Genomic DNA, 23,282 nt, shown 5'->3' on the forward strand with positions numbered 1-23,282 from the left:
CTCCCGAACGGCGGGGACCACAAAAAAAAACTGGAACGCTGCGCAGAAAGATATAGCGGAGAGCCCGACCCCGAAACCAAGGAGGGGGAACGCCCAAGTAAAAAAATTACATAAAGAAATCCCAAACCAAACCAAATCGTATTGTAAAATCTCTGTAAGGATAGTTTGGTGCGGAGTAATAGTTGTAACCTGTGAACGCGGAATTAAAATGTTCGGCTTTTAGATAGATACGCGTTTGACGAATTTTGGCATTGATGAAAAAATCTAACCTTGGAAACTCACCAAACTCCTTATCGTTTTGAACAAAAAATTCTGCAAGAACAGGGTTATAACCATTCATGTAGTATTTAGTGAAGTAATTTAGTGTTACCCCAGTTTGCAAAAACATAGCTCTTTTAAAAAGATCTGAACTGAAATAGAATGTATTTCTAGTTGTGAGTTCAGGAACGTTTAGCACATTATTGTCGTCTTGTACGTTTTGGTACAAAATTGTATTGTTTAGGGCGAACTTACCAACTTTTATCTCATTCTCAAGTTTAACTCTTAAATAGTTAATGGTACCATCATTTTGGAACGCCTTAATTGCCTGAGGTACCTGAGACGTTTCATCTTGTTTGAAATAAACGTAATCAGATATAGTGGAATAATCTACAGTAAGATCTACCAACTGTTTGTACTTTATTTGAAATGCTAGTTGTTGTGTTTCTATATTATTAAATCCATTTTGCCAATTAAAATTTTGATAATTGCTTTGATATAATAGCGTATTGAAGTTTGGCGCTTTAGAACTGTGGTTAATTCTTACTTTGCCAAAAATATCGTCGGTTATGTTGTATGACGCTTCTCCAATTATATAATTACCCGTAAAATCGCCCACTAAATTTACACCTGCTTCACCCTGAATATTGAATCCTTTATAAAACTTTCTGTATTTTCCACCGGCAGCATACATATTTCCTTTTAACCTATTGGTGATTGTTCCTTCATTAAGCACCACTAATTTATTATAACCATAGTTATAATGAGTGTTACTTACGTTTATGCTAAAATCTCCCAATTCGTTATTAAGGTAACTGAGTTCAAATTGATTGTATAATTTTTCCAGTGTTGTGCGATCTCTTAAATTTGAACTTCTGAAGGCATCTCCAAAAATTGAGTTTTGCCTAGTCTGATCAAATTGAAATGACTTGTCTTCGAATGAAATGATATGGTGCAATGACAGTTTATATGTTGATGTAGAATCGGTTAAGGTTTTTGGTAACGCTTTTTTTACTACTTTATTTAGAATATTGTAACCATGATCTAAATGAAAACGTTTCCCTTTGAGAATACTTTCTGCATTTTCAAAATTAGGATCAAAAATAGCCCTATCCAGAAAATCTGGATCTCCAGATTCAAAGTTCTCAATATCATCATCTTGCAACCCTCCATTTTCTTGATTTAACAAGTCTTGCATTACTATATGCCCTCTCATATAGTAGCGCTTATTTTTTGTTGTGTAATTTGTTGTAACTCTAAAATTACCTGTACTGGTTAAAATATGCTGGTATTGTCCTAAAGAGCGCATACCTTTATATGCAATTGAAAAATTAAATTGAGGGGACGTATTTATCGTAAAAAACGAATCGGCCAACTGCCCTTGTTCAAAGGCCGTTTTGTAAAACAGTTCAGTTAATGGTGTTGGTACTCGGTAGTAATTAATGTCTTCAATTTCCATATAATTGAAATGTCTCGCCCTAGCCCCAAAACTTGGCAAAAGATTACTGTTCTCAAAATTATAGGTTAAACTATTATAGGTTTGCCCAAGGTTAGAAAACGGCATTAACCCAAAATTATCACGTCTTAAATAATTAAACTTATACTCTTTTTGAATAGTTAGCGTGGTATCAACAAAAGTAGTATCGTTTTTATGAGAAATAATTAGATAATCTTGAATTTTAGCTTTTTTATCATTGTTATCTCCCTTGGTAAGCTTACCTAATAAGCTTTCTTTTCGCACTTCCTTTTCGGTTGTAATAGACGTACTATCTTTTACCTTAACAGCAGTAGAATCCGCATTCTTAACCGGTGGTTTTTGCTCTGGGTCGGTTTGAGAACGCCCCACCGAAGCCCATAGCACAAAAAATAAAACGAAAGCTAACTTCTGCATAAAAAATTAAAAACGTTGCAAATGTAAATACAAAATATGATAACGCCGTAAAATGAAAAAATTATTTAGTTGATATATTAAATTATTCATAATACTTTTGATTCATGCTAAATTTTAAGCACACTAAATACACTTACGAGTGCGGTACTGATGAAGCTGGTCGCGGTTGTTTAGCTGGTCCTGTTACTGCTGCTGCTGTAATTTTACCTGAGGATTTTACGAATGAAATTCTAAACGATTCTAAAAAGTTAAGTGAACTAAAGCGTGACGCCCTCAAACCCATAATAGAACGTGATGCCATGTGTTTTGGTGTTTCGCATGTTTTTCAAAAGGAAATTGACGCCATAAATATTTTAAATGCTTCTATTTTAGCAATGCATAAGGCCATTGATAGATTGAATAAAACACCCGAGTTTATTATAGTTGATGGCAACAAATTTAAACCATACAACAGTGTTCCGCACGAGACCATAATTAAAGGAGACGGTAAATATTTAAGTATTGCTGCAGCATCAGTGTTAGCAAAGACTTATCGTGATGCCTATATGAATACAATTCACGAAGAATATCCAATGTATAATTGGAAAAAAAACAAAGGCTACCCCACCAAAGAACATCGGGAGGCGATAAAAAAGTATGGCATTACCAAATACCACCGAAAATCTTTTAGATTATTACCCGAACAATTAAAGCTAGATTTATAAGTTTCTATATTTTAGCAGAAATTTGATGACGCCATGAGATTTTTTTTATGTTCCCTCCTACTTTTTGTAGCATATAGCTGTGTAAACACAAAAAAGAAACGCCATCAACTGATTGACTTTGCTCCTATTGATAGCGAAGTCATTCTTAAAAGTTCAAATCTTGAAAGCCTAAAAAGTGCTGTTGCCAACAACACCTTTCTAAATACTCTTTCTGAAGCGAAAAGCTATAAAGATTTTAAAAGCGCATTGCACCCTATTACAGAACTTAATATTGATAGCGAGGTTTTAATTTGCTTATCTAAAGTTGAACAAGACAGCCTAACATATACAGTAATCACCAAATTTTCAGAAACCTTATTTCAACCTGATTCCTTAAAAAATTACATTGAAGAACATCTTAAATACAAGTCTTACAACATCACAAAATCTACCCTTGAAGATCATGTGTTTTTTAGCACCATTATTGATAGCACATTTATTGTGTCGTCTTCAAAGGAAACCGTAGTTGCTGTCGTTAACGAGGAGCGCCAAAACCAATATCTTAAAAAATTATATGGTGTATCTAGTGATAATGAAACATTGTCTGTTTTGGTTCGAACAAAATCTAGTCTAGCTCCTTCATTTTTTATAGAGAAGAATTTAAAACCCAGCGAGCTCTGTGATTTTTTAACGCTAGACACTGAAATATCTCAAGCTGATATTTTGATTAATGGGATTGCAACATCGTTAGACACCTCAAAAAAGGTTATTGATGTTTTTAAAAATACTGTACCACAAGAAAACCAAATACAGCGCATTACCCCAGGTAACAGTGACGGTTATTTAAGTTTTACATTTGATGATTTTCAGGTTTTTAATGAAAATTTAATGAAATTTCGCGGTAAAGACTCCATTGCCAAAAACAACGCTCTTTTCAATTCGATTATTGAAGTAGGCGTTATTTATGAAGACAAAAATCGTGCTATTATACTGAATTCCATTGACCCTATTGCCACACAAGACGGACTATTAGACGAACAAAACACTATAGATTCTTATAGGGATATTACCATTTTTGAGTTTTCGAAATCTGGTATTTTTCAAGAAACATTTAACCCTTTAATTGACGATATTCCAGTTTCAAAATACTGTATTCTAGACAATTATTTTGTATTTACAGACTCTATGGAGCAACTTCAAAATATTATTGCCAACTACCAAAACAAAACGACGTTTGGCAGTAGAACCTACTTTAAGGAACTAACCGAAAAATTGAGTAGCGAAAGCTCTTTAATATTTGTTGCAAAACCTCAACTATTAGAAAATGTATTGGAGAGAAACTTAGGAAAAACCCCTAATATAAATCTAAAAGCATATAATCTTTTTGCAATACAATTTGTTTATGATGCTGATTTTGCTCACGTACACGGAGGTTTGATAAAGGGACGAAAAAAACGTATGCAACATTCGGTTTCAGAAAGTTTTGCGTTAAAATTAGATGCAGATATTTTAAATAATCCCCAGTTTGTTACCAATCATATCACCAAAGAAAAAGAGGTTGTGGTTCAGGATATTAATAACAATCTTTATTTAATATCCAATAAAGGAAAGGTGCTCTGGAAAAAGCGACTTAATGGCGATATACTTGGTGATATTTCGCAAATCGATATGTATAAAAACGGAAGACTACAATTAGCGTTTTCAACTAAGAACAGAGTTTATGTAATAGACCGTAAAGGCAGAGACGTGGCTCCGTTTCCCTTAAAATTTAATGACGATATTACACAACCACTTTCGGTTTTTGATTATGACAAAAACAAAAAATATCGTATTTTGGTCACTCAAGGCAAAAACGTTTTGATGTATGATGTACGTGGAAAATCTGTATCTGGCTTCACTTTTAAATCTGCTAGTAATGACATTATTAGTCAACCAAAACACTTTAGAATTGGTTCCAAAGATTATTTGGCCTTCAAAACAAAACGTAAACTTTATGTCTTAGACAGAACTGGAAGAACACGGGTTTCACCAAAATCTGAAAACACATTTTCTACAGAACCTATTTTTCTGTTTCAGGATAAATTTACCACAACAACTGAAGATGGACAACTCATTAGCATTGACACTAGAGGCAACGTAGCAAAAGTAAATTTAAATTTAAGCGCCCAACACAATTTGGAGACCACCAGTAAAACGCAAGTTACTTTTCATGATAACAAATTAAGCATAAAAGGCAGAACCTTAGAGCTAGACTATGGTAACTATACCAGACCAGCTATTTTTTACATCAACGATAAAATTTATGTAACCATAACTGATCTGCAAGCAAAAAAAATCTACTTGTACGACAGTCAAGGAAAATCCATACCTAATTTCCCTGTGTATGGTAACTCTGCCATTCAATTAGATAATGTTGATAGCGATAAAAACCTAGAGTTTGTTACAAAGGGTGACACCAACACCATAATACTATATAAGATTAACTAGTTTATTTACAGGCAGATAATTAACAACCAATTGTTGATTAATTTGTAAGAAGCCTTTTGTATCTAGAAAACTAATTTTTATATTTAGCACAGCTATTAATCAAACCTTTATCAATGAAATTCCTAAAAAATGCTGAACGCATTCTACTTTTTGGAGTATTATTTCTGTTTCTAATTCCCAATTTTGAAGCGCAGACCAAAAAGCTCAAACGTCCCAATAAGGGAGTTGGAGTTTCTAGCCTAGATAGATTTGTTGGAGAATCTTTTGATATTTACGATAAAGTTCACATGTATGATGGTTATGCGGAAGCAGGTACGGCACCTGAAGACAAGGATATTGATGTGCTCGAAGAGGCATTAGATGATTTAGAAGGTTTGAACTATAGTGCACCTGACATTTTCAGTATAGGGGTTATTACACAAAAACATGCAAGTTGCTGATAATCTAATATTAAATGGATAAACACCTAAACAAAGAGGGATGAATTTATTAAAATTTAATTTATAACCACCAAAATACAAGTCCTCGAATCTAGGCGTCAAAGTGCTTTTGCTTTGGCGCCTTTTTTTTGTCCAAATTTCAACTTAATTTAATACTATTGCAGTCATAACATTACATATATGATTTCAAGAAAAAACGCATCCATTTCAAAATTTATAATTCATAAGGTTGGTAATAAATTTAACGATACCAAAAATGCTTTTTCGAACAAAACAGTTGATTTTGATGAAGCCAGCTACGATTTAATGCTGCCTTTTCTGTTAAAACCTTTTGGCAGCGCAGTGCAAAGCTACCGTTTTAATCATCACGCCAATATTTCCTTAAACGAAATAAACACTTATTCCACGCAACTATTTAACGATGAAGATGCCTTTGTTGATATTTCTAAGCATATTGTAATGCATCTGTATGAACAGTCCAATTCAGCAAATATAAAAACTGGCGATGTTTTGGTGGTCATGTTTGAGGGTATCGAATTTAGAGACATAACGACAAATGCAATTGGCATTTTTAAAATTGAAAATAAGGTGAATTTCTTTCAAACCTATTTAGAAAACAACAGTTATGACGTGTTGGTTCAAAAAGGCATTAGCTCTAAAAAAGTAGATAAAGGCTGCTTAATTTTAAATCAAAGCGATACCGAGGGAAATATTATTTTTAGTGTGGACAATAATAGTTACGACGCACAATACTGGATAAATCATTTTTTAAATATTAAATATGCCGATGATGCCAATAGCCATACACAACAATATATTGAACTATGTAAGGACTTTTCAACAGAGATTATAAAAGCCACGTATGGTGCCCAAGAACAAAATACATTTTTAGCTAAAACTATCGATTTCTTTAAAGAAAATGAAGTAGTAAATGTTGAACGTTTTAAAGAAGAACTATTTGAAGAAGATAGGCACAAACGCGAATTTGACACTTACAAAAAAGAATTTGAAGGTGAACAAAATCTAGTAATTAGAAATCAGTTTGATGTTGCCGAGGCAGTAGTTAACAAGGAAAAACGTAAGCTTAAAACAGACATTAAACTAGATACTAACATACAAATAAAACTCGATATTGATGCTCCAGATGCCTCAACGGAATACTTAGAACGCGGCTATGACGAGGAGAAAAAAATGCATTATTATAAAGTGTTCTTTAATGCTGAAAATTAATAAAATACCTGTTCTGTTAGCCGCATACCTTAACAATATTTTTTAACTTTGAGACACTAAAGCACATCGCATGAGCAAATCTATATCTAACGAAGACTACGAAAAAGTATTAAAAGAATTACATACCGAACTCGTACATCTCCAAGAATGGGTTAAAAAGCAGGGTTTAAAAGTAGTAATTGTTTTTGAAGGACGAGACGCCTCGGGAAAAGGTGGTACTATAAAACGTTTTACAGAACCACTTAACCCAAGAGTCTGCAAAGTAGTAGCGTTAGGCGTGCCCACGGAAAAAGAAAAAACGCAATGGTACTTTCAACGTTATGTAGAACATTTACCTTCGGCAGGGCATATTGTATTATTTGACAGAAGTTGGTACAATCGTGCTGGTGTTGAAAAAGTAATGGGTTTCTGCACCGATGAGGAATACAGGGAATTTTTAAGGTCTTGCCCTGAATTTGAGCGGATGCTTGTACGTTCGGGCATTATACTATTAAAATACTGGTTTTCCGTTAGTGATGAGGAGCAGGAGAAACGATTTAAAAATAGAATTAAAAATCCACTGAAACGGTGGAAATTTAGCCCTATGGATTTAGAATCGCGTTCGCGATGGATGGAATACTCTAAAGCAAAAGACAATATGTTTGCGCATACCGACACTAAGCAGGTGCCGTGGTATGTGGTTAACTCCGACAATAAAAAAAGAGCGCGCTTAAACTGCATTAGCCATGTCTTGAGTATGATTCCCTACGAAAAAATGGATATAAAACCCATAGAACTTCCTGAACTACCAGACTATGAAGGCTATGTACGTCCGCCAATGAATTATCAAACCTTTATCCCTGAGAAGTATTAGCTTCAGAATGCCTTAGGATTCGTCCTGTTGTCCTTTAATATCCTCAATAGAATCAATATACTCACGTTCTTTTTGACTTACAATTCGTTTATACAACGCACTTGTTTCAAGCGCTAAAAAAACACCTACCAACAAAATTAAAACGGTAATAGCAAGAGTAATTAAAATGCCACTGCCTAAATTTCTTTCAAGGCTAACATAGCTTATATAAATAAAGTAAAGAAAGTACAAACCAAAACAGAATAGCATTATTGAGAACACCATATTGCCAATCCAAAATAATTTACCCTGAAGTTCTAGTTTTTCATTTTTTGTATTGTAGAACTTCATGGTTTTTATCTGGTAAACTATGCTTAGAACACCGCCAAGAATAGCTGCCAGCAATAATAACATCTCGTATTCAAACTTAGTATTTTCTAAAATGAGAATACTATATGATACTACAATAACGAAAGCAACAATAGCTGTGCTCAATACTAGTAACGTGATTTTAATGCCTTTTTTTAATTTCATGAATTAACTAAAAACTCCGCCTCAAAAAGCTTTGAAAAATGTTTCAAAAGTTTTTCTTTTACCTCTTGTTCATTTACCTTTTCAACACCCAATTCAACATTTAAAGAGCTTACTGCTTTACCCCGAATACCACAGGGAATAATATTATCGAAATACCCCAAATCTGCATTTACATTTAGTGCAAAACCGTGCATTGTAACCCAACGGCTTGCCCTTACACCCATAGCACAAATTTTACGGGCAAAAGGTGTACCTACGTCAAGCCAAACTCCAGTTTCTCCAGGACTTCTTTCTGATTTTAATCCATACTCCTCTAAAGTAAGAATTATCATTTCTTCTAAAAAACGGAGATATTTGTGTATATCGGTAAAAAAGTTTTCTAAATCTAAAATAGGATAACCTACGATTTGCCCAGGGCCATGATAGGTAATATCACCTCCTCTATTTATTTTATAAAATGTAGCTCCTTTAGCTTTAAGTTGATCTTCATTCAACAATAAATTTGACAAATTGCCGCTTTTACCAAGGGTATATACATGAGGATGTTCTACAAATAAGAAGTGATTTTGGGTTTCAAGGTTTGCATACTCCCTCCTATTTTTAACCTTGGTATCAACAATAGCTTTAAATAAGTCTTCTTGGTAATCCCAAGTATCTTTGTAATCTTTAAAACCTAAATCTTGTAAGGCAACTTTTTTATTCATAGAATGCAAAATTACGACAATTTTGCATTTTAACTCTTCGGATTATTCAATATAACTAAGGCTGCAATAACACCTGGAACCCAGCCACAAAGCCATAGCAAAAAAACGATAATTATAGAACCACAGCCCTTGTCTATAACGGCCAATGGTGGGCAAATAATAGAAAGAATAACTCTCCAAACACTCATAGTAATTTTTTTAATGATTGATGATTACTAATTTGACGTTAATTTAATGCTTTTGTTACATTTAAGGCATAGGGATTAAAATTTTAGTTTCACATAAATTATAGTAGTTTAGTACTATGAGATTTTTGAGCCACTTATGCTTTTTTATTTGCTTTGGTTATATTGGTTTTGCTCAATATAATTTTAACGGCTATGTAAATACCGAACGTTGGCAAGGCGACGTATATTTATCGGTAATTGAAGATTATCGGACACTTGAGAGTATTGATAATGAACAAATTATATCAAAAACATCAGTAGATAATAACGGCTTTTTTCAATTTTTAGGCGATCAACTTGAACCAGAAAACCGTATTTATAAATTACATGTAGATAATTGCGATACTTATAACCAAGACAGTAATCATTTTGATGGCCATTGCTTTGATAGTAAAGGTGTTTTGTTTATTGCAAAAAACACAGATACCATTAGCTTTCCACTTTCCTTTGATGCTGAAATGTTTTGCGATGTTCAATCTACAAATCCAAGAACTGCGGCTTTTATAAAAATTGATTCGCTAAAGGAAGAAATGAAGTTTGCCTATTCTGAATTTAGAAGTAAGGCCAACCGAAATCTTAACAACAAAAAATGGTTTAAAACACTTCAAGACTTTGGAGCACATTTAAATGAACCTCTCGCAGAATTATATATTTATGCTTTCCTATCTGAAAGAGGTAGTCCGTTTCATAACTATTATTTAGAGGATATAAAGTCAAATATCTATTACGATAATCTGCTAGAAAGACTAAAAACCGCTTACCCAAACACAAGATATACTAAACAATACGAGGCAGAAATTACTTCGGACAAATATATTGCTACTCCTAATAAAGAATCGTCAAGTTTCAATTGGACATATTTATTAGTTGGTCTATTGGCAATTTCGTTAATTTTAAACTTCTGGTTTATTTCTAAAGCCAAAATGAAACGGAAGCATGAGCAAAAAACAATTACCGACCAACTTACCAAACAAGAGCAAAACGTTCTAGAATTAATGCTTAAGGAGTATTCTAATAAAGAAATAGCAGAAGCACTTTTTATAAGCGTGAGTACTGTAAAAACACACATAAATAACATTTACAAAAAACTCAATGTTAATTCTAGAGAAGAAATTAAAATCCTGTTAGATAGCTAATTACAAAATTCAACCTAGGTACTAGTACCAATTTCAACCCCTTTATTACCTTATTTTTTTACTGTTATTATGATGTTTGTTGCCAATCATTAATCAAAAAACAAACATTATGATGCATTTTAAATCTACCCCATTTACTGGAGGTATTAAACTTGTAGTTCTTATTGCAATCACCTTAGTTTCAAATTCTAGTTTTGCTCAAAATGAAGCATCCAATGAAAATATCGGTTCTTTTACTTTTGAAGAAGAAATCATTGATTATGGAACTATTCAGCAAAATGACAACGGCTTAAGAACATTTAAATTCACGAACAGTGGTTATGCACCAATAGTAATTTCAAAAATTAAAACCACTTGCGGTTGTACTGTGCCTTATTATGCCAAAAAACCAATTCTTCCTGGTGAATCTTCCATGATTAATATCAAATATGCTACCAGTAGAGTTGGTAGGTTTTCAAAAGCTATAACCGTTATATCTAACGCTGATATATCTCAAAAACGACTTCAAATAAAAGGTAACGTTATCTCTAATAAAACGGTCTCACTAAACCAATAACCCTATGAAAAGCATTCTATTTTTATTAGTATTTTCAGTTGTTTTAACTTCAAAAGCACAAAGCATTAACCAGGAGATTACTATCGAAGGAGAGTCACCTTTTTTACTTGGTAAAATTGATAAAAAAGGACTAACCTCAGTAAGTTATAAGTCATGGTTTTACCAAAATTTCAATAATTATGCGCTTGATAAAGCTACCCTAGAATCAATTGGCGAGAGGCTGAACGATTACACGATTACCCTTTTTATGGGCACTTGGTGCGGCGATAGCAAACGTGAAGTACCAAGATTCTATAAAATTCTTGAAGCATGTAATTTCCCTAAAGAAAGATTGAGCGTAATTGCCGTAAGCGGAAAACCTTACATGTACAAAAAAAGCCCTAACCATGAAGAAGCAGGGTTAAACATCCATCGTGTGCCTACTTTTATTTTTTACAAGAATGGACAAGAAATAAATCGTATTGTAGAGCATCCTGTAGCAACTTTAGAAAAAGACATCCTGAATATCATCACTTCAAATGATTATGAAAGCAACTACCAGATTGTTACCAAGATAAATACTATTCTTAAATACGAAGGGGTAAATGGATTCAGAAAAAAGCAAAAAAAGCTCGTAAAAAACTTCAAAGGAAAAGTAAGCACTATGTTTGAACTTAATACTTACGGTAAAGTGCTTTATACTGAAAACCGAAAACAAGAAGCCATTGAAGTATTTAAATTGAACAATATGCTCTTTCCGGATAACCCGAGAAGCTACATGAGTTTAGCAAATACGTTAGGAGCAAATAAGAAAAAAGAAGAAGCCATTATGATACTTGAAAAAGCCCTAGAGCGCTTTCCTGATAATAAGGATTTGGCTAAAAACCTTGACATTATAAAATCAAACTAAACCAAGTGATATTTTATGAAACCGCTAGTGGTATAAAACCTAGCGGATTTTTGCACTTATTCTGTTAAATAATGTAATTTTGCAGCTTTAAATTATATAGCATGCAGCTTTCAGAACAAGAATTGGTACGTCGCGAAAAACTCGCAAAATTAAGAGCCTTAGGCATTAATCCTTATCCAGCAGATTTGTTTCCTGTTAAACAGACGTCTAAAGACATAAAAACTGATTTTGAAGAGGGTAAAAAAGTGGTTATTGCTGGTCGCCTTATGTCACGCCGAATTCAAGGAAGTGCGAGTTTTGCTGAACTTCAGGATAGTGAAGGTCGTATTCAAGTGTATTTTAACCGTGATGAAATATGTAGAGGTGAGGATAAAAGTAAATACAACGACGTTTATAAAAAGCTTTTAGATATAGGTGATTTTATTGGTGTTGAAGGTGAACTTTTTAAAACTAAAGTTGGTGAAAAAACCGTGATGGTTAAAGATTTTACGTTGTTGAGTAAGGCATTGAAACCATTGCCACAACCTCGTGTGGATGCAGAAGGAAAAGTTCATGATGCGTTTACTGACCCAGAACAACGTTACAGGCAACGTTATGCAGATTTAGTCGTAAATCCTCATGTAAAAGATGTATTTGTAAAGCGCACCAAATTATTTAATGCTATGCGCCAGTTTTTTAATGATGCGGGTTATTTTGAAGTAGAAACTCCTGTATTACAACCTATCGCTGGCGGAGCTGCGGCGCGACCTTTTATTACACATCATAATTCTTTAGACATTCCTCTATACATGCGAATTGCCAATGAATTATACCTAAAACGTTTAATTGTTGGTGGTTTTGATGGTGTGTATGAGTTTTCTAAAAACTTTAGAAACGAAGGGATGGACCGCACCCACAATCCTGAATTTACCGCTATGGAAATCTACGTAGCCTATAAAGACTACAACTGGATGATGGATTTCTGTGAAAAGTTATTAGAATACTGTGCCATTGCCGTAAATGGCACAACTAAAGCTACATTTGGCACACATGAAATTGATTTTAAAGCGCCTTACCCAAGGGTAACTATGGCAGATTCCATCAAGCATTTTACTGGTTTTGATATTACTGGAAAATCAGAATCTGAAATTCGTAAAGCTGCCAAAGATTTAGGTATTGAAGTAGATGACACTATGGGTAAAGGAAAGCTGATTGATGAGATTTTTGGTGAAAAATGCGAGGGTAACTACATACAACCCACATTTATTACAGATTACCCAAAAGAGATGAGCCCGCTGTGTAAGGAACACCGTGAAAACCCAGAATTAACAGAGCGTTTTGAGTTAATGGTTTGTGGAAAGGAAATTGCAAACGCTTACAGTGAGTTAAATGACCCAATAGACCAACGTGAGCGTTTTGAGCACCAATTAGAGTTAGCTAAAAAAGGTGATGATGAAGCTACCGCTACAATAGATTACGACTTTTTACGTGCACTAGAATATGGGATGCCTCCTACATCTGGGATGGGAATTGGTATGGATAGATTAATTATGTTTTTAACCAATAATCAATCTATTCAAGAAGTACTGTTCTTCCCACAAATGAAACCAGAGAAAAAACCTTTAGCCATTAGCGATGATGCTAAAACAATTTTAGAGATTTTAACTAAAGCCGAAAAATTAGAATTAGCAGATTTAAAATCACAATCTGGGTTATCCAATAAAAAATGGGACAAGTCTATTAAAGAATTGACTAAAAATAGTTTGGCAAAAGTTGAAAAAACCGAAGAAGGCTTGTTTGTGGAACTGGACTAAATTTAAATACATTAAAACAAGAAAGCCGATGATTTTGTAGAAATATCAACGGCTTTTTCTTTAACTAAACTAAACTAAACTTAAACTAAACTGATACAAATAGACGAAATTTTATTCGAATCCTTACAACAGTTTAGAAATGTTTAACTTATCTAGTTAAATTTTTAAGATTTCCTTATGATTTATATATCAATAGCATATGAAAAAATTACAATTTCTTCTGTCGTGTTATGATAAACTTCAAACTCGATAATATTATCGTGATTTACCTTTTCAATTGCTACGATCGTGTGGTTTTCCTTTGGTAGTACTCTAAATGAATTTTTGGCACTTTCGTAGAAATCAATTGATTCTTCATACCACATAAGGTAGTTATTTAGCAAATATAATTTTAATAAATTCATATCTTAGAAATCTATATTTCAGCATCGAACTTGTGAAACTTGGTCAGGATACACAGTAAAAACCTTTATATTTGCCCGATGTTCAAAAAAGCCCTATTTACTTTATATCTGTTCTGTGGTCTGTATTGTTTAGGTCAGGAGCGGGATAGTTTATCCTTTAAAAATGGTATAGAAAGACCAAGCGTATTAACTACGCACCATTTCGGGATTTTTAGTTCTAGAATTAATCAAAATTTTAAAGTTGTCCCCCTCAAAACGCCTGCTCTTTCCGTAAATTATACGAGCGGCAATACGTTTCATCCTTTTGTAGAATCTTATTTTCCTAGAGATCCTGAAGTTAGAGAGCGACTGAGTAAAATAACATGGCACGATCGTCCTTTTAATTTCATTGACCAAGAGACCACACCCGCAGATTATATGAATATTGTTGTTGACGCAGTGATTAAGGAATTTAGAATAAACTACAATATTCCATTGGCCAAGGAACACGAATTGGCCATAACACTAAGATCTTATATTATATCCAAAGGTAAATACCCATTTTCATTTTTTACAAGTGATGAAACTATAGAATGGTTTCATAGCAATGTAGCAGGTGGAGAAGACCCATTTGGGAGGCGCTACTACGGCCTGAACCAAGTTAACTTTCGGTATTTAGATAGAAATGGGAGAATGCTTGAACTTAATGCCAACGATTTTTTTATTGGTGGTATAGAGTTGAATCATTTTTACTATCCAGCATTTCTTAAGAATGAAAAGCGAAGGCTGTATTTCAACTTCGGAAACCACATAGGTATAAATACTTCTAGATTTAATACGTCATTAGATTATGGTATTTCTTTTAATGGTGTTAAAACTGTTGTTTTAAAAAACAAAAATGAGTTTAATTTTGGGGCTGGTACAAGCGTATTGCGTAAAAATTTCGTAAACTTTAGACCTGATAACATAGATCTAGGAAACAACCTATTATTAGCCACTTTAGAAGGCCATATTGAATTTACAAAATACACCAAGAAAAAAAACTATAATGCATTCGGGATAAATTATCGTATCCAATCTCGCTTCAATAAAAAAGAAGAAGAAGGTTATTACAAGCTTATAGGAAAATGGCAAGAAATTAACGGTGGATGGCAAAACGGTGTAGCCACACTATATAAAGCACTATCCGATTGGAGCTTAATTTATACGTACGGCAGACCCAACTATAAATTATCACTATTCTTAAAGCAAGATTTGCTGGTTAACAATGCTCCTGATTTTCAAACTGGCATAAGTTTGAGCATTCCTTTTTCTCAAAAATAAATAATGTTGGTTTTGTTAATTTTCAGTTAAAACCAAATCATATTTTAAACCATTCTTTCTTTTTTCAGTCCTAACAACAAACAAATATTTTAAGACATGAAAAAACTTATAATGGTAGTATTGGCAATTTGCACAATACAGGTTGTAGCCGCACAAGGGCCAAACCAAAACAGAAAAGCAATGGCCAATTTAGAGCCAGAGGAAATTGCAACATTGCAAACCAAAAAAATGACCTTACACTTAGATTTAACAGATGCCCAACAGCAAGACATCTACAAAATCAATTTAGAAAATGCCAAACTGCGAAAAGCCCATATGGCTGAAAGAAAAGCAAGAAAAGAAAACAGCGAAGCTAGTAAACCTACAAAAGAAGAGCGTTTAGCTATGGCAAACAAAATGCTAGACCATAAAATTGAGGTGAAAGCCAAAATGAAAAAGATTTTAAACGAAGAACAGTATACCAAATGGGAAACCGCTATGGCTAAAAGAGAAAGAAAAATGAAAGATAAAGGCCAAAAAAAGCGTGCTGGTAAAAAAGTATAAACAGAGTTTGAGTTTTGTTTAGTTTAGTGATTTTTTTGATAGAAAAGCACCTCTATATAGAGGTGCTTTTTTTTATAAATTTTTTACTGCTCTATTTACTGCATTAATAGTAAAATCTAAGTCCCCATAAGTCAAAGCATCCGTAATAAACCAAGTTTCAAAAGCACTTGGCGCAATATATACACCCTCGTTAAGCATGCCGTGAAAGAAAGATTTAAAGGTATCATTATTCCCTTTGGCCGCTGTTGTAAAATCGTAAACTTCACTTTCATCAAAATGAACAGAAATCATAGAGCCCACACGATTAATAGTGTGAGGAACATTGTTATCATGTAGCACTTTAGTAATACCTTTATGTAAATATTCTGTTTTTTCAGATAAGCGATTAAACACTTCAGCATCACTATTCAATTCAGTTAACATTGCTAAACCTGCTGCCATAGCCAACGGATTACCACTAAGTGTTCCGGCTTGATACACAGGACCCAAAGGCGCTAAATGATTCATAATTTCGCTTCTAGCGGCAAAAGCACCAACGGGCAAACCACCACCGATAACTTTTCCATAGCAGACAATATCCGCATTTATTCCATAAAGTTCCTGAGCACCACCTTTTGCTAGTCTAAACCCTGTCATGACCTCATCAAAAACTAATAAGATATTGTGTTTATTGCATAACGACCGTAAAGACTCCAAAAAACCTTCTTTTGGCGGAATACATCCCATATTACCTGCAACTGGCTCAATAATAATACAGGCAATCTCACCTCTGTTTGCATCAATTAAAGTCTCAACATTTTTTATATCATTATAGTTGGCTAGCAACGTGTCTTTTGCAGTGCCTTGTGTAACACCTGGGCTATTTGGCGTTCCAAATGTACTGGCACCACTACCTGCTTGAATTAAAAACGAATCGGAATGCCCATGATAACAACCTGCAAACTTGATGATTTTATCTTTCCCTGTAAAACCTCGTGCCAACCGAATAGCGCTCATACAGGCTTCAGTACCAGAATTCACGAAACGAATTTTATCTATGTTTGGCACCATCGAAACCGCTAATTGTGCAATTTTTGTTTCAATTTCAGTAGGCATTCCAAAGGACGTTCCCTTTTTTGCCTTTTCAATTACAGCATTTACTACCGGCTCATAAGCATGCCCTAATATCATTGGTCCCCAAGAGTTAATATAATCTATCAAACGATTATCGTCTTCATCATATAAATAAGCACCTTTGGCTTCTTTTACAAAAACCGGGGTACCTCCAACACCTTTAAATGCTCTCACAGGAGAATTCACCCCTCCAGGTATTACTTTTTCTGCATCGGTAAATAATGCGCTACTTCGTTTATAAATCATTTGGATTGTATTCTATTTTACTTTTAACTCTTGTCCAAGCATTATATTAGTCCCCTTAATATTATTAAGGTCTTTCAATTCTTCGACGGTTAAATTATAACGTTTGGAAATATTATATAATGTATCGCCTTTAGCGACAACATGAACTGCGTTGTTATACTCTTCTTCAAATTTACGTTCTGATGGATTTCTACCGAGTACCTCATCATCATATTTATACAATTCGTAACGTTCTATTAAACCTATTAGCTTCTGGGGATACTTCCTATCTGTAGCATAACCTGCAGCTTTCAAGCCCCTAGCCCATGCTTTATAATTCGAAACATCTATATCGAATAAACTCGCATAGCGTTTTCTTGAAGTTAAAAACAACGAATGATCTCTAAAGGAATACTTCGCACTATTATATTTTCTGAAGCATTCTCCCTTTTTATCATCATCATGATAAATTTTGGCGCCTGTCCATGTATGGCATTTTATTCCAAAGTGATTGTTTGCTTCCACAGAAAGTCTGCCTTTTCCTGACGAAGACTCTAAAATACCTTGAGCCAGCGTAATACTTGCTGGAATGTTATACAGCGTCATCTCTTTTTGAGCAATATCCTTGTAGGCCTCAATGTAATCTTCCGTAGAACTTATTGCAGGAGCTGGGGCTGTATTTTCAACTTTCGTATTCTCTGTTTTATTTTTTTCAACAACGACACGTTCTGTCTGCGTTTTTTGAGATTTTTTGGTAACCACCGTTTTTTTAGAACCACAACTAAACACTATAAAACTTAGTGCAACTATAAATACTGCTTGTTTCATTAAACTTGTATTAAGGGTAATTGTTTTGTTTTTAAAAAAGCATTCATACCTTCAATGCCTTGCAATCCTCCAGTATGTATTGCCAAAATTTTAGAACCACTTGGGAAAAAACCTTTTTGGACTAAATCAAAAATACCATACATCATTTTTCCAGTATAAACTGGATCTAGTTGAACATCATATTCCGATTTAAACGCATTGATAAAGTTCACCAATTTTGAATTTATTTTCGCATAGCCTCCAAAATGATAGTTGGTAACCAAGTCCCAATTGGTTTTTGATACAAATTTACTAATATCTTCATGTAAAAACGAACCTTTTAGGGCAGGAAATCCTAAAACTTGTTGACGAGGTTTTGAACAATTGATAAGCCCTGAAATAGTTCCGCCGGTACCAACTGCGCAACACACAAAATCAAAACTTTTATCATCATTAGCTAATATTTCTTCGCATCCTTTAATGGCGAGAGTATTGGTGCCACCTTCAGGAATAAGATAAAAGTTTCCAAATTCTTTTTTCAATACTTCTAAAAATGCAGAAGTAGTCTTTTCCCGATACACATCCCGAGGTACAAACTTTAATCGCATGCCGTTGTCTTGCGCAAATTGTAATGTTGGGTTAGTTTTTACGTTATACTGAAGTTCCTCTCCCCTAATTACACCAATGGTTTTAAACCCCAAAATATGTCCAGCTGATGCTACCGCCGCAATATGGTTTGAAAAGGCCCCACCAAATGTCAATAATGTATCAAAACCTAATAGCTCTGCTTCTTTTAAGTTGTATTTTAACTTTCGGTATTTATTTCCAGAAACAAATGCATGCAACTTATCTTCACGTTTCAGGCACAACTCAATTTTAGGTTCTTCCGGAAGATTAATGTGTTGGTTTACAGAATGTTCAAAATGAAAACGCATTATTTTATAAATAATTTAGAAAACTCCAAAACTTTCGACGGCTCAGGTAACTTAAATCATGCTCCTTATCATATGCTTCCCTTTCAAAAGAAATATTTCTGTAGGCTCTTTCCCAATTTTGGTAATATGCAAACCTAATCAAAAATTCTAGCATGTACCATATGTAAAAAGGAAGAACCAATAACTCCAATTGTTGTTTTAAATGGATTTTCTCATGATTAATTAATACTCTGCTAGATTTTGATGCCGCTGTACTCAAAAAAATAAACGGAAAAATAGAAATCCCCATATAACCCTTTGGAACTAAATATTTAACAACTAAAATCATTATTTAAAGAAATGTCAAAAACCAAACCATAACATAATTCTTTAAAATTAAATATCTTTGTTATATATGAAAAAGATTATTCCGCTTGAAGAAGGCGATTATTATATGACACCTGAAGGTTATCGTTGTTTTACCGAGCAGTACCATTTAAAGCGAGGGTTTTGTTGCGAGAGTGGATGCCGGCATTGTCCGTATGGTTATGATAAAAAAAGAAACGCCATACAACGCTAATTTTTAACATAATATGGTATGATTATTGATATAATTTCACCAAAAAGGTCATATCTTTATTAAAGCTGAAAATCAACATAAAATACTTTTGCTATGAAAAAAATCTTTAAAACTCTTCCGTTACTTGCGCTTCTTATCGTGGCAACCTCATGCTCATCTGTTCGTGTTTCTACGGATTATGATAGAAAAACGGATTTCAATTCATTTAAAACCTTTGCGTTTTTTAAAACAGGTATTGATAAAGCTGAAATAAACGATATTGACAAACGCCGAATATTACGCGCCATTGAAGCAGAATTATTGGCTAAAGGATTTACCAAATCTGAAGACCCAGATATACTTATCAGTATTTTTACAAAATCCAACCAACGTGTAGACGTCTACAATAATGCCTGGGGCATGGGTGCCTGGGGCTGGGGCGGATGGGGTCCTTGGGGTTGGGGCGGCTTTGGTCCTGGCTGGGGCTGGGGCTGGAACCAGCAACCTGCAGTATCCACGCGAACTGAGGGGGTTTTATTCGTTGATTTAATTAACGCTAAAAAGAAAGAACTAGTGTGGCAAGGTATGGGCACCGGTTTTTTAACAAGAAAGTCTGAGAAAAAAGAAGAACGCATTAAAGAATTTGTTGCAAAAATTATGGAACAGTATCCTCCAGGAGCTGAAAAATAAAAATATATAAAAAGCGACTCACTTGAGTCGCTTTTTTTTACATCGCAATATCATTTTCCTATTCGTAAAGTACCGTAATACCAGTATCATCAATTAATTGACGAATACTGCTCTCAATACCTCTACTAATTTCTGTAATAGACATATAGGCATGCCTCATCTTCAAAAAGTTTTTCCTTATTCTCACCAATAGCTCGCATAGTATGAAATACCCAGAAAATCAAAGCACTAAATAGGATAGAAAACCGAAAAAAGTGTTTTAGAATAAATTCTTGAATTAAACACATACATAAGAATATTATAACACCTCTTTAAGAAAAAAAATAATTTTAAAATGAAAATCTTCTGAACAACGGACTTTGATAAGCAGCTATTTAAATTTTGAAAGAAATGCTAAAAAACAAATATTTTAATGAATAATTCGTATTTTTAGATGTATTTTTAATATAAATTTTAAAGATGTCGGATACATTTGAATCAAACGAAATACTACAAAAGCTTCCCAAGCATTTAAAACAGTTTATAAAACCTCAAAATTATGATGCTTATTCATCAATCGATCAAGCCGTTTGGCGCTATGTAATGCGAAAAAATGTGGACTTTTTAAGTAAAGTTGCCCATAGTTCTTATTTAGATGGTTTAAAGCACACTGGCATTTCAATAGATAGCATCCCAAATATGTACGGGATGAATCGTATTTTAAAAGATATAGGTTGGGCTGCGGTAGCGGTAGATGGGTTTATTCCGCCAAATGCTTTTATGGAGTTTCAAGCCTATAATGTTTTGGTTATTGCGAGCGATATAAGGCAATTAGAACATATTGAATATACACCTGCCCCAGATATTATTCATGAAGGTGCAGGACACGCGCCAATTATTGCCAACCCTGAATACGCAGAGTATTTAAGGCGCTTTGGGGAAATTGGATGTAAAGCGATTTCATCAGCAAAAGATTATGAGCTGTATGAAGCCGTAAGACATTTATCCATTATAAAGGAAGCACCTAATTCTACTGAAAAGGTTATTCTTTTGGCGGAAAAAAAGGTAGAGGAACTACAAAATAATATGGGCGAGCCAAGTGAAATGGCATTGATACGAAATTTACATTGGTGGACCGTGGAGTATGGCTTAATAGGTACCGTTGAAAACCCTAAAATTTATGGCGCTGGGTTATTATCGTCTATTGGAGAAAGTGCTTGGTGCATGACGGATGACGTTGAAAAACTGCCATACAATATTAAAGCTACGTTTAAAGATTTTGACATTACCAAACCCCAACCGCAACTCTATGTAACTCCTGATTTCGCCCATTTAAGTTTAATTCTAGAAGAATTTGCAAACACCATGGCGTTGCGTAAAGGAGGACTTTCAGGTGTTACTAAACTAATTAATTCCAAAGCTTTAGGAACCGTAGAGCTGAGTACAGGATTGCAAATTTCGGGTGTTTTTTCCAATGTTATTTCTCATGATGGCAAACCCATTTATCTTCAAACCACTGGAAAAACGGCACTGGCATATAGAGAAAAAGAGCTCGTTGTCCATGGCACCAAAACACATAATAATGGTTTTGCTTCACCCGTTGGAAAATTAAAAGGCATCAATATCGCCATAGAAGACATGAGCCCAAGGGATTTGGCAGCCTATGATATTTATGAAGGGCAAACCATTACATTAGAGTTTGAAGGCAACCTTAAAATTTTAGGCGAAATTATTACAGGAAAACGTAATCTACAAGGAAAAATCATTCTGATTAGTTTTAAAAATTGTACAGTAACACATAATGAAACCGTTTTATTTAAACCAGAATGGGGCGTATACGACATGGCGGTAGGCAAGGATATTGTTTCAGCATTCTCAGGACCTGCCGATTATAATAGTTTTGATTTGATAACGCACATACCTTCAACACAAACTATTCATATTGATAAATCTGAAGAACGCATTGCACTTGAGACACTTTATCAACAGGTTAGAGACTACAGAGAAGGTAGAAACAACACTATCTCAAGAAATAAAGTGCTAGAAGAATTGATAGAACACCATCCTATAGATTGGTTACTGCCTGTTGAGCTTTACGAGTTATCTCAATTGGATAATGAAACAGAACTTGCAGAAAAAATATTGAAACATCTTAATACTATTAAGCAAAACAAGCCTGAGGTGGGGCATTTAATTGACGATGGATTGGAGATTATAAATACTAAAAAAATTAATAGCTAAAATTACATTAGCTCCAAGATTACTTCAGGCCAGCAAGTAATATTCCGCAATAAATTAAAATAACATAAAGGGTTTATTACCTAAATCGTTTTAAGGTATTTTTTGTAAACTCACTCAACACCAACCTACCACTAATTTTAGCACGTTCAATTAATAGTTTATCCCAATCTTCAGTACCTTTCCACATTACTTTTTTCATTTCGGCTAAAGCTTCTGGATTGTAACCTGCTACTTTTTCGGCCAATGTTTTTACCGCATCATCTAACGCTTCAGTAGTTTCGAAAACATCAGCGTATAAACCTTTTTCTTTGGCGAATTCCGAATCGTAAAACGTTTCGGCATCAATACTCATTTGCGACATGGCTATTTTACCTATTTTTCTGGATACCGCAGGCTCTATCACAAAAGGGCCAATACCTATACTTAATTCACTTAACCGAATAGATGCATATTTAGTAGCCAAACAATAATCAGTTGCGGCTGCTAAACCTACACCTCCACCAACAGTTTTACCTTGCACCCGGCCAATAATCAGTTTAGGGCATTTACGCATTGCGTTTATTACGTTAGCAAACCCGGAAAAAAACTGCATGCCTTTTTCTTCATTATCTATTGCTATAACCTCATTAAAACTGGCGCCTGCACAAAACGTTCTATCACCCCCACTTTTTAAAACAATAACTTTTACATTTTCATTTTGTCCCGCTTCTTTTATTTTTTGCTCTAATTTGGATAGAATATCACTGGGCATTGAATTTCTATTTGGGTGAAAAAATTCAACATATCCAACATTATTATTAACAGTAAGCGATACATAAGCTTCCATAAACACACTATTTTTAAAA

General features: G+C 34.1%; 24 protein-coding genes. 14 read left to right on the forward strand and 10 right to left on the reverse strand.

Features of this window, described 5'->3' with window-relative positions:
- Positions 1-106: 106 nt before the first annotated feature.
- Positions 107-2,149: a putative porin gene (locus BMY39_RS13955; protein WP_092580762.1), complete on the reverse strand. Its 2,043-nt coding sequence runs from the start codon at positions 2,147-2,149 to the stop codon at positions 107-109.
- Positions 2,150-2,253: 104 nt separating this feature from the next.
- Here BMY39_RS13955 and BMY39_RS13960 point away from each other — a divergent pair, with 104 nt between their 5' ends.
- From BMY39_RS13960 to ppk2, 5 genes are all read left to right on the forward strand, one after another.
- Complete coding sequence (locus BMY39_RS13960) at positions 2,254-2,853, forward strand: ribonuclease HII (protein ID WP_092580764.1); 600 nt, start codon at positions 2,254-2,256, stop codon at positions 2,851-2,853.
- 33 nt (positions 2,854-2,886) lie between these two features.
- Positions 2,887-5,319 (forward strand): ribonuclease HII, encoded by a 2,433-nt coding sequence (locus tag BMY39_RS13965; RefSeq protein WP_092580766.1) that lies wholly within the window; start codon positions 2,887-2,889, stop codon positions 5,317-5,319.
- 113 nt (positions 5,320-5,432) lie between these two features.
- The gene (locus BMY39_RS13970; protein ID WP_092580768.1) at positions 5,433-5,759 is read left to right on the forward strand and encodes a hypothetical protein; all 327 of its coding nucleotides are present in this window, start codon (positions 5,433-5,435) and stop codon (positions 5,757-5,759) included.
- Positions 5,760-5,939: 180 nt separating this feature from the next.
- Positions 5,940-6,989 (forward strand): nucleoid-associated protein, encoded by a 1,050-nt coding sequence (locus BMY39_RS13975; protein ID WP_092580770.1) that lies wholly within the window; start codon positions 5,940-5,942, stop codon positions 6,987-6,989.
- A gap of 70 nt (positions 6,990-7,059) precedes the next feature.
- The gene (gene ppk2 / locus BMY39_RS13980) at positions 7,060-7,842 is read left to right on the forward strand and encodes a polyphosphate kinase 2 (protein WP_092580772.1); all 783 of its coding nucleotides are present in this window, start codon (positions 7,060-7,062) and stop codon (positions 7,840-7,842) included.
- Positions 7,843-7,854: 12 nt separating this feature from the next.
- Here the strand turns inward: ppk2 and BMY39_RS13985 are convergent, their stop codons facing one another.
- Genes BMY39_RS13985 through BMY39_RS13995 form a run of 3 tightly spaced genes read right to left on the reverse strand, consistent with a single transcriptional unit; the run spans position 7,855 to position 9,247 of the window.
- Positions 7,855-8,355 carry a hypothetical protein gene (locus tag BMY39_RS13985; RefSeq protein ID WP_092580774.1) on the reverse strand — a complete coding sequence of 167 codons (501 nt, stop codon included), beginning with the start codon at positions 8,353-8,355 and terminating at the stop codon, positions 7,855-7,857.
- Positions 8,352-9,059 carry a lipoyl(octanoyl) transferase LipB gene (gene lipB / locus BMY39_RS13990; protein ID WP_092580776.1) on the reverse strand — a complete coding sequence of 236 codons (708 nt, stop codon included), beginning with the start codon at positions 9,057-9,059 and terminating at the stop codon, positions 8,352-8,354. Before lipB ends, BMY39_RS13985 begins: the two co-directional genes overlap by 4 nt.
- A gap of 29 nt (positions 9,060-9,088) precedes the next feature.
- Positions 9,089-9,247, reverse strand: a complete 159-nt coding sequence (locus BMY39_RS13995; RefSeq protein ID WP_092580778.1) for a YqaE/Pmp3 family membrane protein — start codon at positions 9,245-9,247, stop codon at positions 9,089-9,091.
- Positions 9,248-9,363: 116 nt separating this feature from the next.
- Here BMY39_RS13995 and BMY39_RS14000 point away from each other — a divergent pair, with 116 nt between their 5' ends.
- The 4 genes from BMY39_RS14000 to lysS all read left to right on the forward strand — a co-directional run bounded on the left by BMY39_RS14000 (position 9,364) and on the right by lysS (position 13,660).
- A complete protein-coding gene (locus BMY39_RS14000) occupies positions 9,364-10,422 on the forward strand; it encodes a helix-turn-helix domain-containing protein (RefSeq protein WP_092580779.1) in 1,059 nt (352 codons plus the stop codon).
- A 109-nt stretch (positions 10,423-10,531) separates the two neighbouring features.
- Positions 10,532-10,978 carry a DUF1573 domain-containing protein gene (locus BMY39_RS14005; protein WP_143064781.1) on the forward strand — a complete coding sequence of 149 codons (447 nt, stop codon included), beginning with the start codon at positions 10,532-10,534 and terminating at the stop codon, positions 10,976-10,978.
- A 4-nt stretch (positions 10,979-10,982) separates the two neighbouring features.
- Positions 10,983-11,867, forward strand: coding sequence for a thioredoxin family protein (locus BMY39_RS14990; protein WP_143064782.1), 885 nt, complete (start codon positions 10,983-10,985; stop codon positions 11,865-11,867).
- A 101-nt stretch (positions 11,868-11,968) separates the two neighbouring features.
- Positions 11,969-13,660, forward strand: a complete 1,692-nt coding sequence (gene lysS, locus BMY39_RS14015; RefSeq protein WP_092580783.1) for a lysine--tRNA ligase — start codon at positions 11,969-11,971, stop codon at positions 13,658-13,660.
- 182 nt (positions 13,661-13,842) lie between these two features.
- Here lysS and BMY39_RS14020 read toward each other — a convergent pair whose 3' ends face one another.
- A complete protein-coding gene (locus tag BMY39_RS14020) occupies positions 13,843-14,025 on the reverse strand; it encodes a hypothetical protein (RefSeq protein ID WP_092580785.1) in 183 nt (60 codons plus the stop codon).
- 117 nt (positions 14,026-14,142) lie between these two features.
- On the opposite strand from BMY39_RS14020, the gene BMY39_RS14025 reads away from it, so the two are divergent.
- Positions 14,143-15,366 carry a hypothetical protein gene (locus tag BMY39_RS14025; RefSeq protein ID WP_092580787.1) on the forward strand — a complete coding sequence of 408 codons (1,224 nt, stop codon included), beginning with the start codon at positions 14,143-14,145 and terminating at the stop codon, positions 15,364-15,366.
- 96 nt (positions 15,367-15,462) lie between these two features.
- Positions 15,463-15,909, forward strand: coding sequence for a DUF4890 domain-containing protein (locus BMY39_RS14030; RefSeq protein WP_092580789.1), 447 nt, complete (start codon positions 15,463-15,465; stop codon positions 15,907-15,909).
- A gap of 72 nt (positions 15,910-15,981) precedes the next feature.
- Here the strand turns inward: BMY39_RS14030 and hemL are convergent, their stop codons facing one another.
- From hemL to BMY39_RS14050, 4 genes are read right to left on the reverse strand one after another with little or no spacing between them, the layout of a single operon-like run.
- The gene (gene hemL / locus BMY39_RS14035) at positions 15,982-17,268 is read right to left on the reverse strand and encodes a glutamate-1-semialdehyde 2,1-aminomutase (RefSeq protein ID WP_092580791.1); all 1,287 of its coding nucleotides are present in this window, start codon (positions 17,266-17,268) and stop codon (positions 15,982-15,984) included.
- A gap of 12 nt (positions 17,269-17,280) precedes the next feature.
- Entirely contained in the window at positions 17,281-18,075 is a 795-nt protein-coding gene (locus tag BMY39_RS14040) for a glucosaminidase domain-containing protein (RefSeq protein ID WP_092580793.1), read from the reverse strand.
- Entirely contained in the window at positions 18,075-18,989 is a 915-nt protein-coding gene (locus tag BMY39_RS14045; protein ID WP_092580795.1) for a 1-aminocyclopropane-1-carboxylate deaminase/D-cysteine desulfhydrase, read from the reverse strand. Before BMY39_RS14045 ends, BMY39_RS14040 begins: the two co-directional genes overlap by 1 nt.
- A 4-nt stretch (positions 18,990-18,993) precedes the next feature.
- Entirely contained in the window at positions 18,994-19,317 is a 324-nt protein-coding gene (locus tag BMY39_RS14050) for a hypothetical protein (RefSeq protein ID WP_092580797.1), read from the reverse strand.
- A 66-nt stretch (positions 19,318-19,383) separates the two neighbouring features.
- Between BMY39_RS14050 and BMY39_RS15130 the strand changes: the two genes are divergently transcribed.
- The 3 genes from BMY39_RS15130 (at position 19,384) to BMY39_RS14060 (ending at position 22,437) form a co-directional block, all read left to right on the forward strand.
- On the forward strand, positions 19,384-19,548 hold the full coding sequence (locus BMY39_RS15130; RefSeq protein ID WP_177176614.1) for a C1orf53 family protein: 165 nt from the start codon (positions 19,384-19,386) through the stop codon (positions 19,546-19,548).
- A 93-nt stretch (positions 19,549-19,641) separates the two neighbouring features.
- A complete protein-coding gene (locus BMY39_RS14055; RefSeq protein WP_092580799.1) occupies positions 19,642-20,217 on the forward strand; it encodes a DUF4136 domain-containing protein in 576 nt (191 codons plus the stop codon).
- Positions 20,218-20,676: 459 nt separating this feature from the next.
- The gene (locus BMY39_RS14060) at positions 20,677-22,437 is read left to right on the forward strand and encodes an aromatic amino acid hydroxylase (protein WP_092580801.1); all 1,761 of its coding nucleotides are present in this window, start codon (positions 20,677-20,679) and stop codon (positions 22,435-22,437) included.
- Between the two features lie 76 nt (positions 22,438-22,513).
- On the opposite strand, the gene BMY39_RS14065 is transcribed toward BMY39_RS14060, so the two are convergent.
- Complete coding sequence (locus tag BMY39_RS14065) at positions 22,514-23,263, reverse strand: enoyl-CoA hydratase/isomerase family protein (protein WP_092580803.1); 750 nt, start codon at positions 23,261-23,263, stop codon at positions 22,514-22,516.
- Positions 23,264-23,282: the final 19 nt, after the last annotated feature.

This window comes from Hyunsoonleella jejuensis (assembly GCF_900111025.1).
GTDB classification, from domain to species: Bacteria; Bacteroidota; Bacteroidia; order Flavobacteriales; family Flavobacteriaceae; genus Jejuia; species Jejuia jejuensis.

Bases quoted from the DNA above. Each gene is read 5' to 3' on its own strand.
- lysS (WP_092580783.1), top strand. From the start codon at position 11,969: ATGCAGCTTTCAGAACAAGAATTGGTACGTCGCGAAAAACTCGCAAAA.
- BMY39_RS14000 (WP_092580779.1), top strand. From the start codon at position 9,364: ATGAGATTTTTGAGCCACTTATGCTTTTTTATTTGCTTTGGTTATATT.
- BMY39_RS14990 (WP_143064782.1), top strand. From the start codon at position 10,983: ATGAAAAGCATTCTATTTTTATTAGTATTTTCAGTTGTTTTAACTTCA.
- BMY39_RS14040 (WP_092580793.1), bottom strand. From the start codon at position 18,075: ATGAAACAAGCAGTATTTATAGTTGCACTAAGTTTTATAGTGTTTAGT.
- BMY39_RS14055 (WP_092580799.1), top strand. From the start codon at position 19,642: ATGAAAAAAATCTTTAAAACTCTTCCGTTACTTGCGCTTCTTATCGTG.
- BMY39_RS13975 (WP_092580770.1), top strand. From the start codon at position 5,940: ATGATTTCAAGAAAAAACGCATCCATTTCAAAATTTATAATTCATAAG.
- BMY39_RS13955 (WP_092580762.1), bottom strand. From the start codon at position 2,149: ATGCAGAAGTTAGCTTTCGTTTTATTTTTTGTGCTATGGGCTTCGGTG.
- BMY39_RS13985 (WP_092580774.1), bottom strand. From the start codon at position 8,355: ATGAAATTAAAAAAAGGCATTAAAATCACGTTACTAGTATTGAGCACA.
- BMY39_RS14045 (WP_092580795.1), bottom strand. From the start codon at position 18,989: ATGCGTTTTCATTTTGAACATTCTGTAAACCAACACATTAATCTTCCG.
- BMY39_RS14030 (WP_092580789.1), top strand. From the start codon at position 15,463: ATGAAAAAACTTATAATGGTAGTATTGGCAATTTGCACAATACAGGTT.
- BMY39_RS13960 (WP_092580764.1), top strand. From the start codon at position 2,254: ATGCTAAATTTTAAGCACACTAAATACACTTACGAGTGCGGTACTGAT.
- BMY39_RS14050 (WP_092580797.1), bottom strand. From the start codon at position 19,317: ATGATTTTAGTTGTTAAATATTTAGTTCCAAAGGGTTATATGGGGATT.
- BMY39_RS13995 (WP_092580778.1), bottom strand. From the start codon at position 9,247: ATGAGTGTTTGGAGAGTTATTCTTTCTATTATTTGCCCACCATTGGCC.
- BMY39_RS14060 (WP_092580801.1), top strand. From the start codon at position 20,677: ATGTCGGATACATTTGAATCAAACGAAATACTACAAAAGCTTCCCAAG.
- BMY39_RS14020 (WP_092580785.1), bottom strand. From the start codon at position 14,025: ATGTGGTATGAAGAATCAATTGATTTCTACGAAAGTGCCAAAAATTCA.
- BMY39_RS15130 (WP_177176614.1), top strand. From the start codon at position 19,384: ATGAAAAAGATTATTCCGCTTGAAGAAGGCGATTATTATATGACACCT.
- BMY39_RS13970 (WP_092580768.1), top strand. From the start codon at position 5,433: ATGAAATTCCTAAAAAATGCTGAACGCATTCTACTTTTTGGAGTATTA.
- hemL (WP_092580791.1), bottom strand. From the start codon at position 17,268: ATGATTTATAAACGAAGTAGCGCATTATTTACCGATGCAGAAAAAGTA.
- BMY39_RS14065 (WP_092580803.1), bottom strand. From the start codon at position 23,263: ATGGAAGCTTATGTATCGCTTACTGTTAATAATAATGTTGGATATGTT.
- BMY39_RS14005 (WP_143064781.1), top strand. From the start codon at position 10,532: ATGATGCATTTTAAATCTACCCCATTTACTGGAGGTATTAAACTTGTA.
- lipB (WP_092580776.1), bottom strand. From the start codon at position 9,059: ATGAATAAAAAAGTTGCCTTACAAGATTTAGGTTTTAAAGATTACAAA.
- ppk2 (WP_092580772.1), top strand. From the start codon at position 7,060: ATGAGCAAATCTATATCTAACGAAGACTACGAAAAAGTATTAAAAGAA.
- BMY39_RS13965 (WP_092580766.1), top strand. From the start codon at position 2,887: ATGAGATTTTTTTTATGTTCCCTCCTACTTTTTGTAGCATATAGCTGT.
- BMY39_RS14025 (WP_092580787.1), top strand. From the start codon at position 14,143: ATGTTCAAAAAAGCCCTATTTACTTTATATCTGTTCTGTGGTCTGTAT.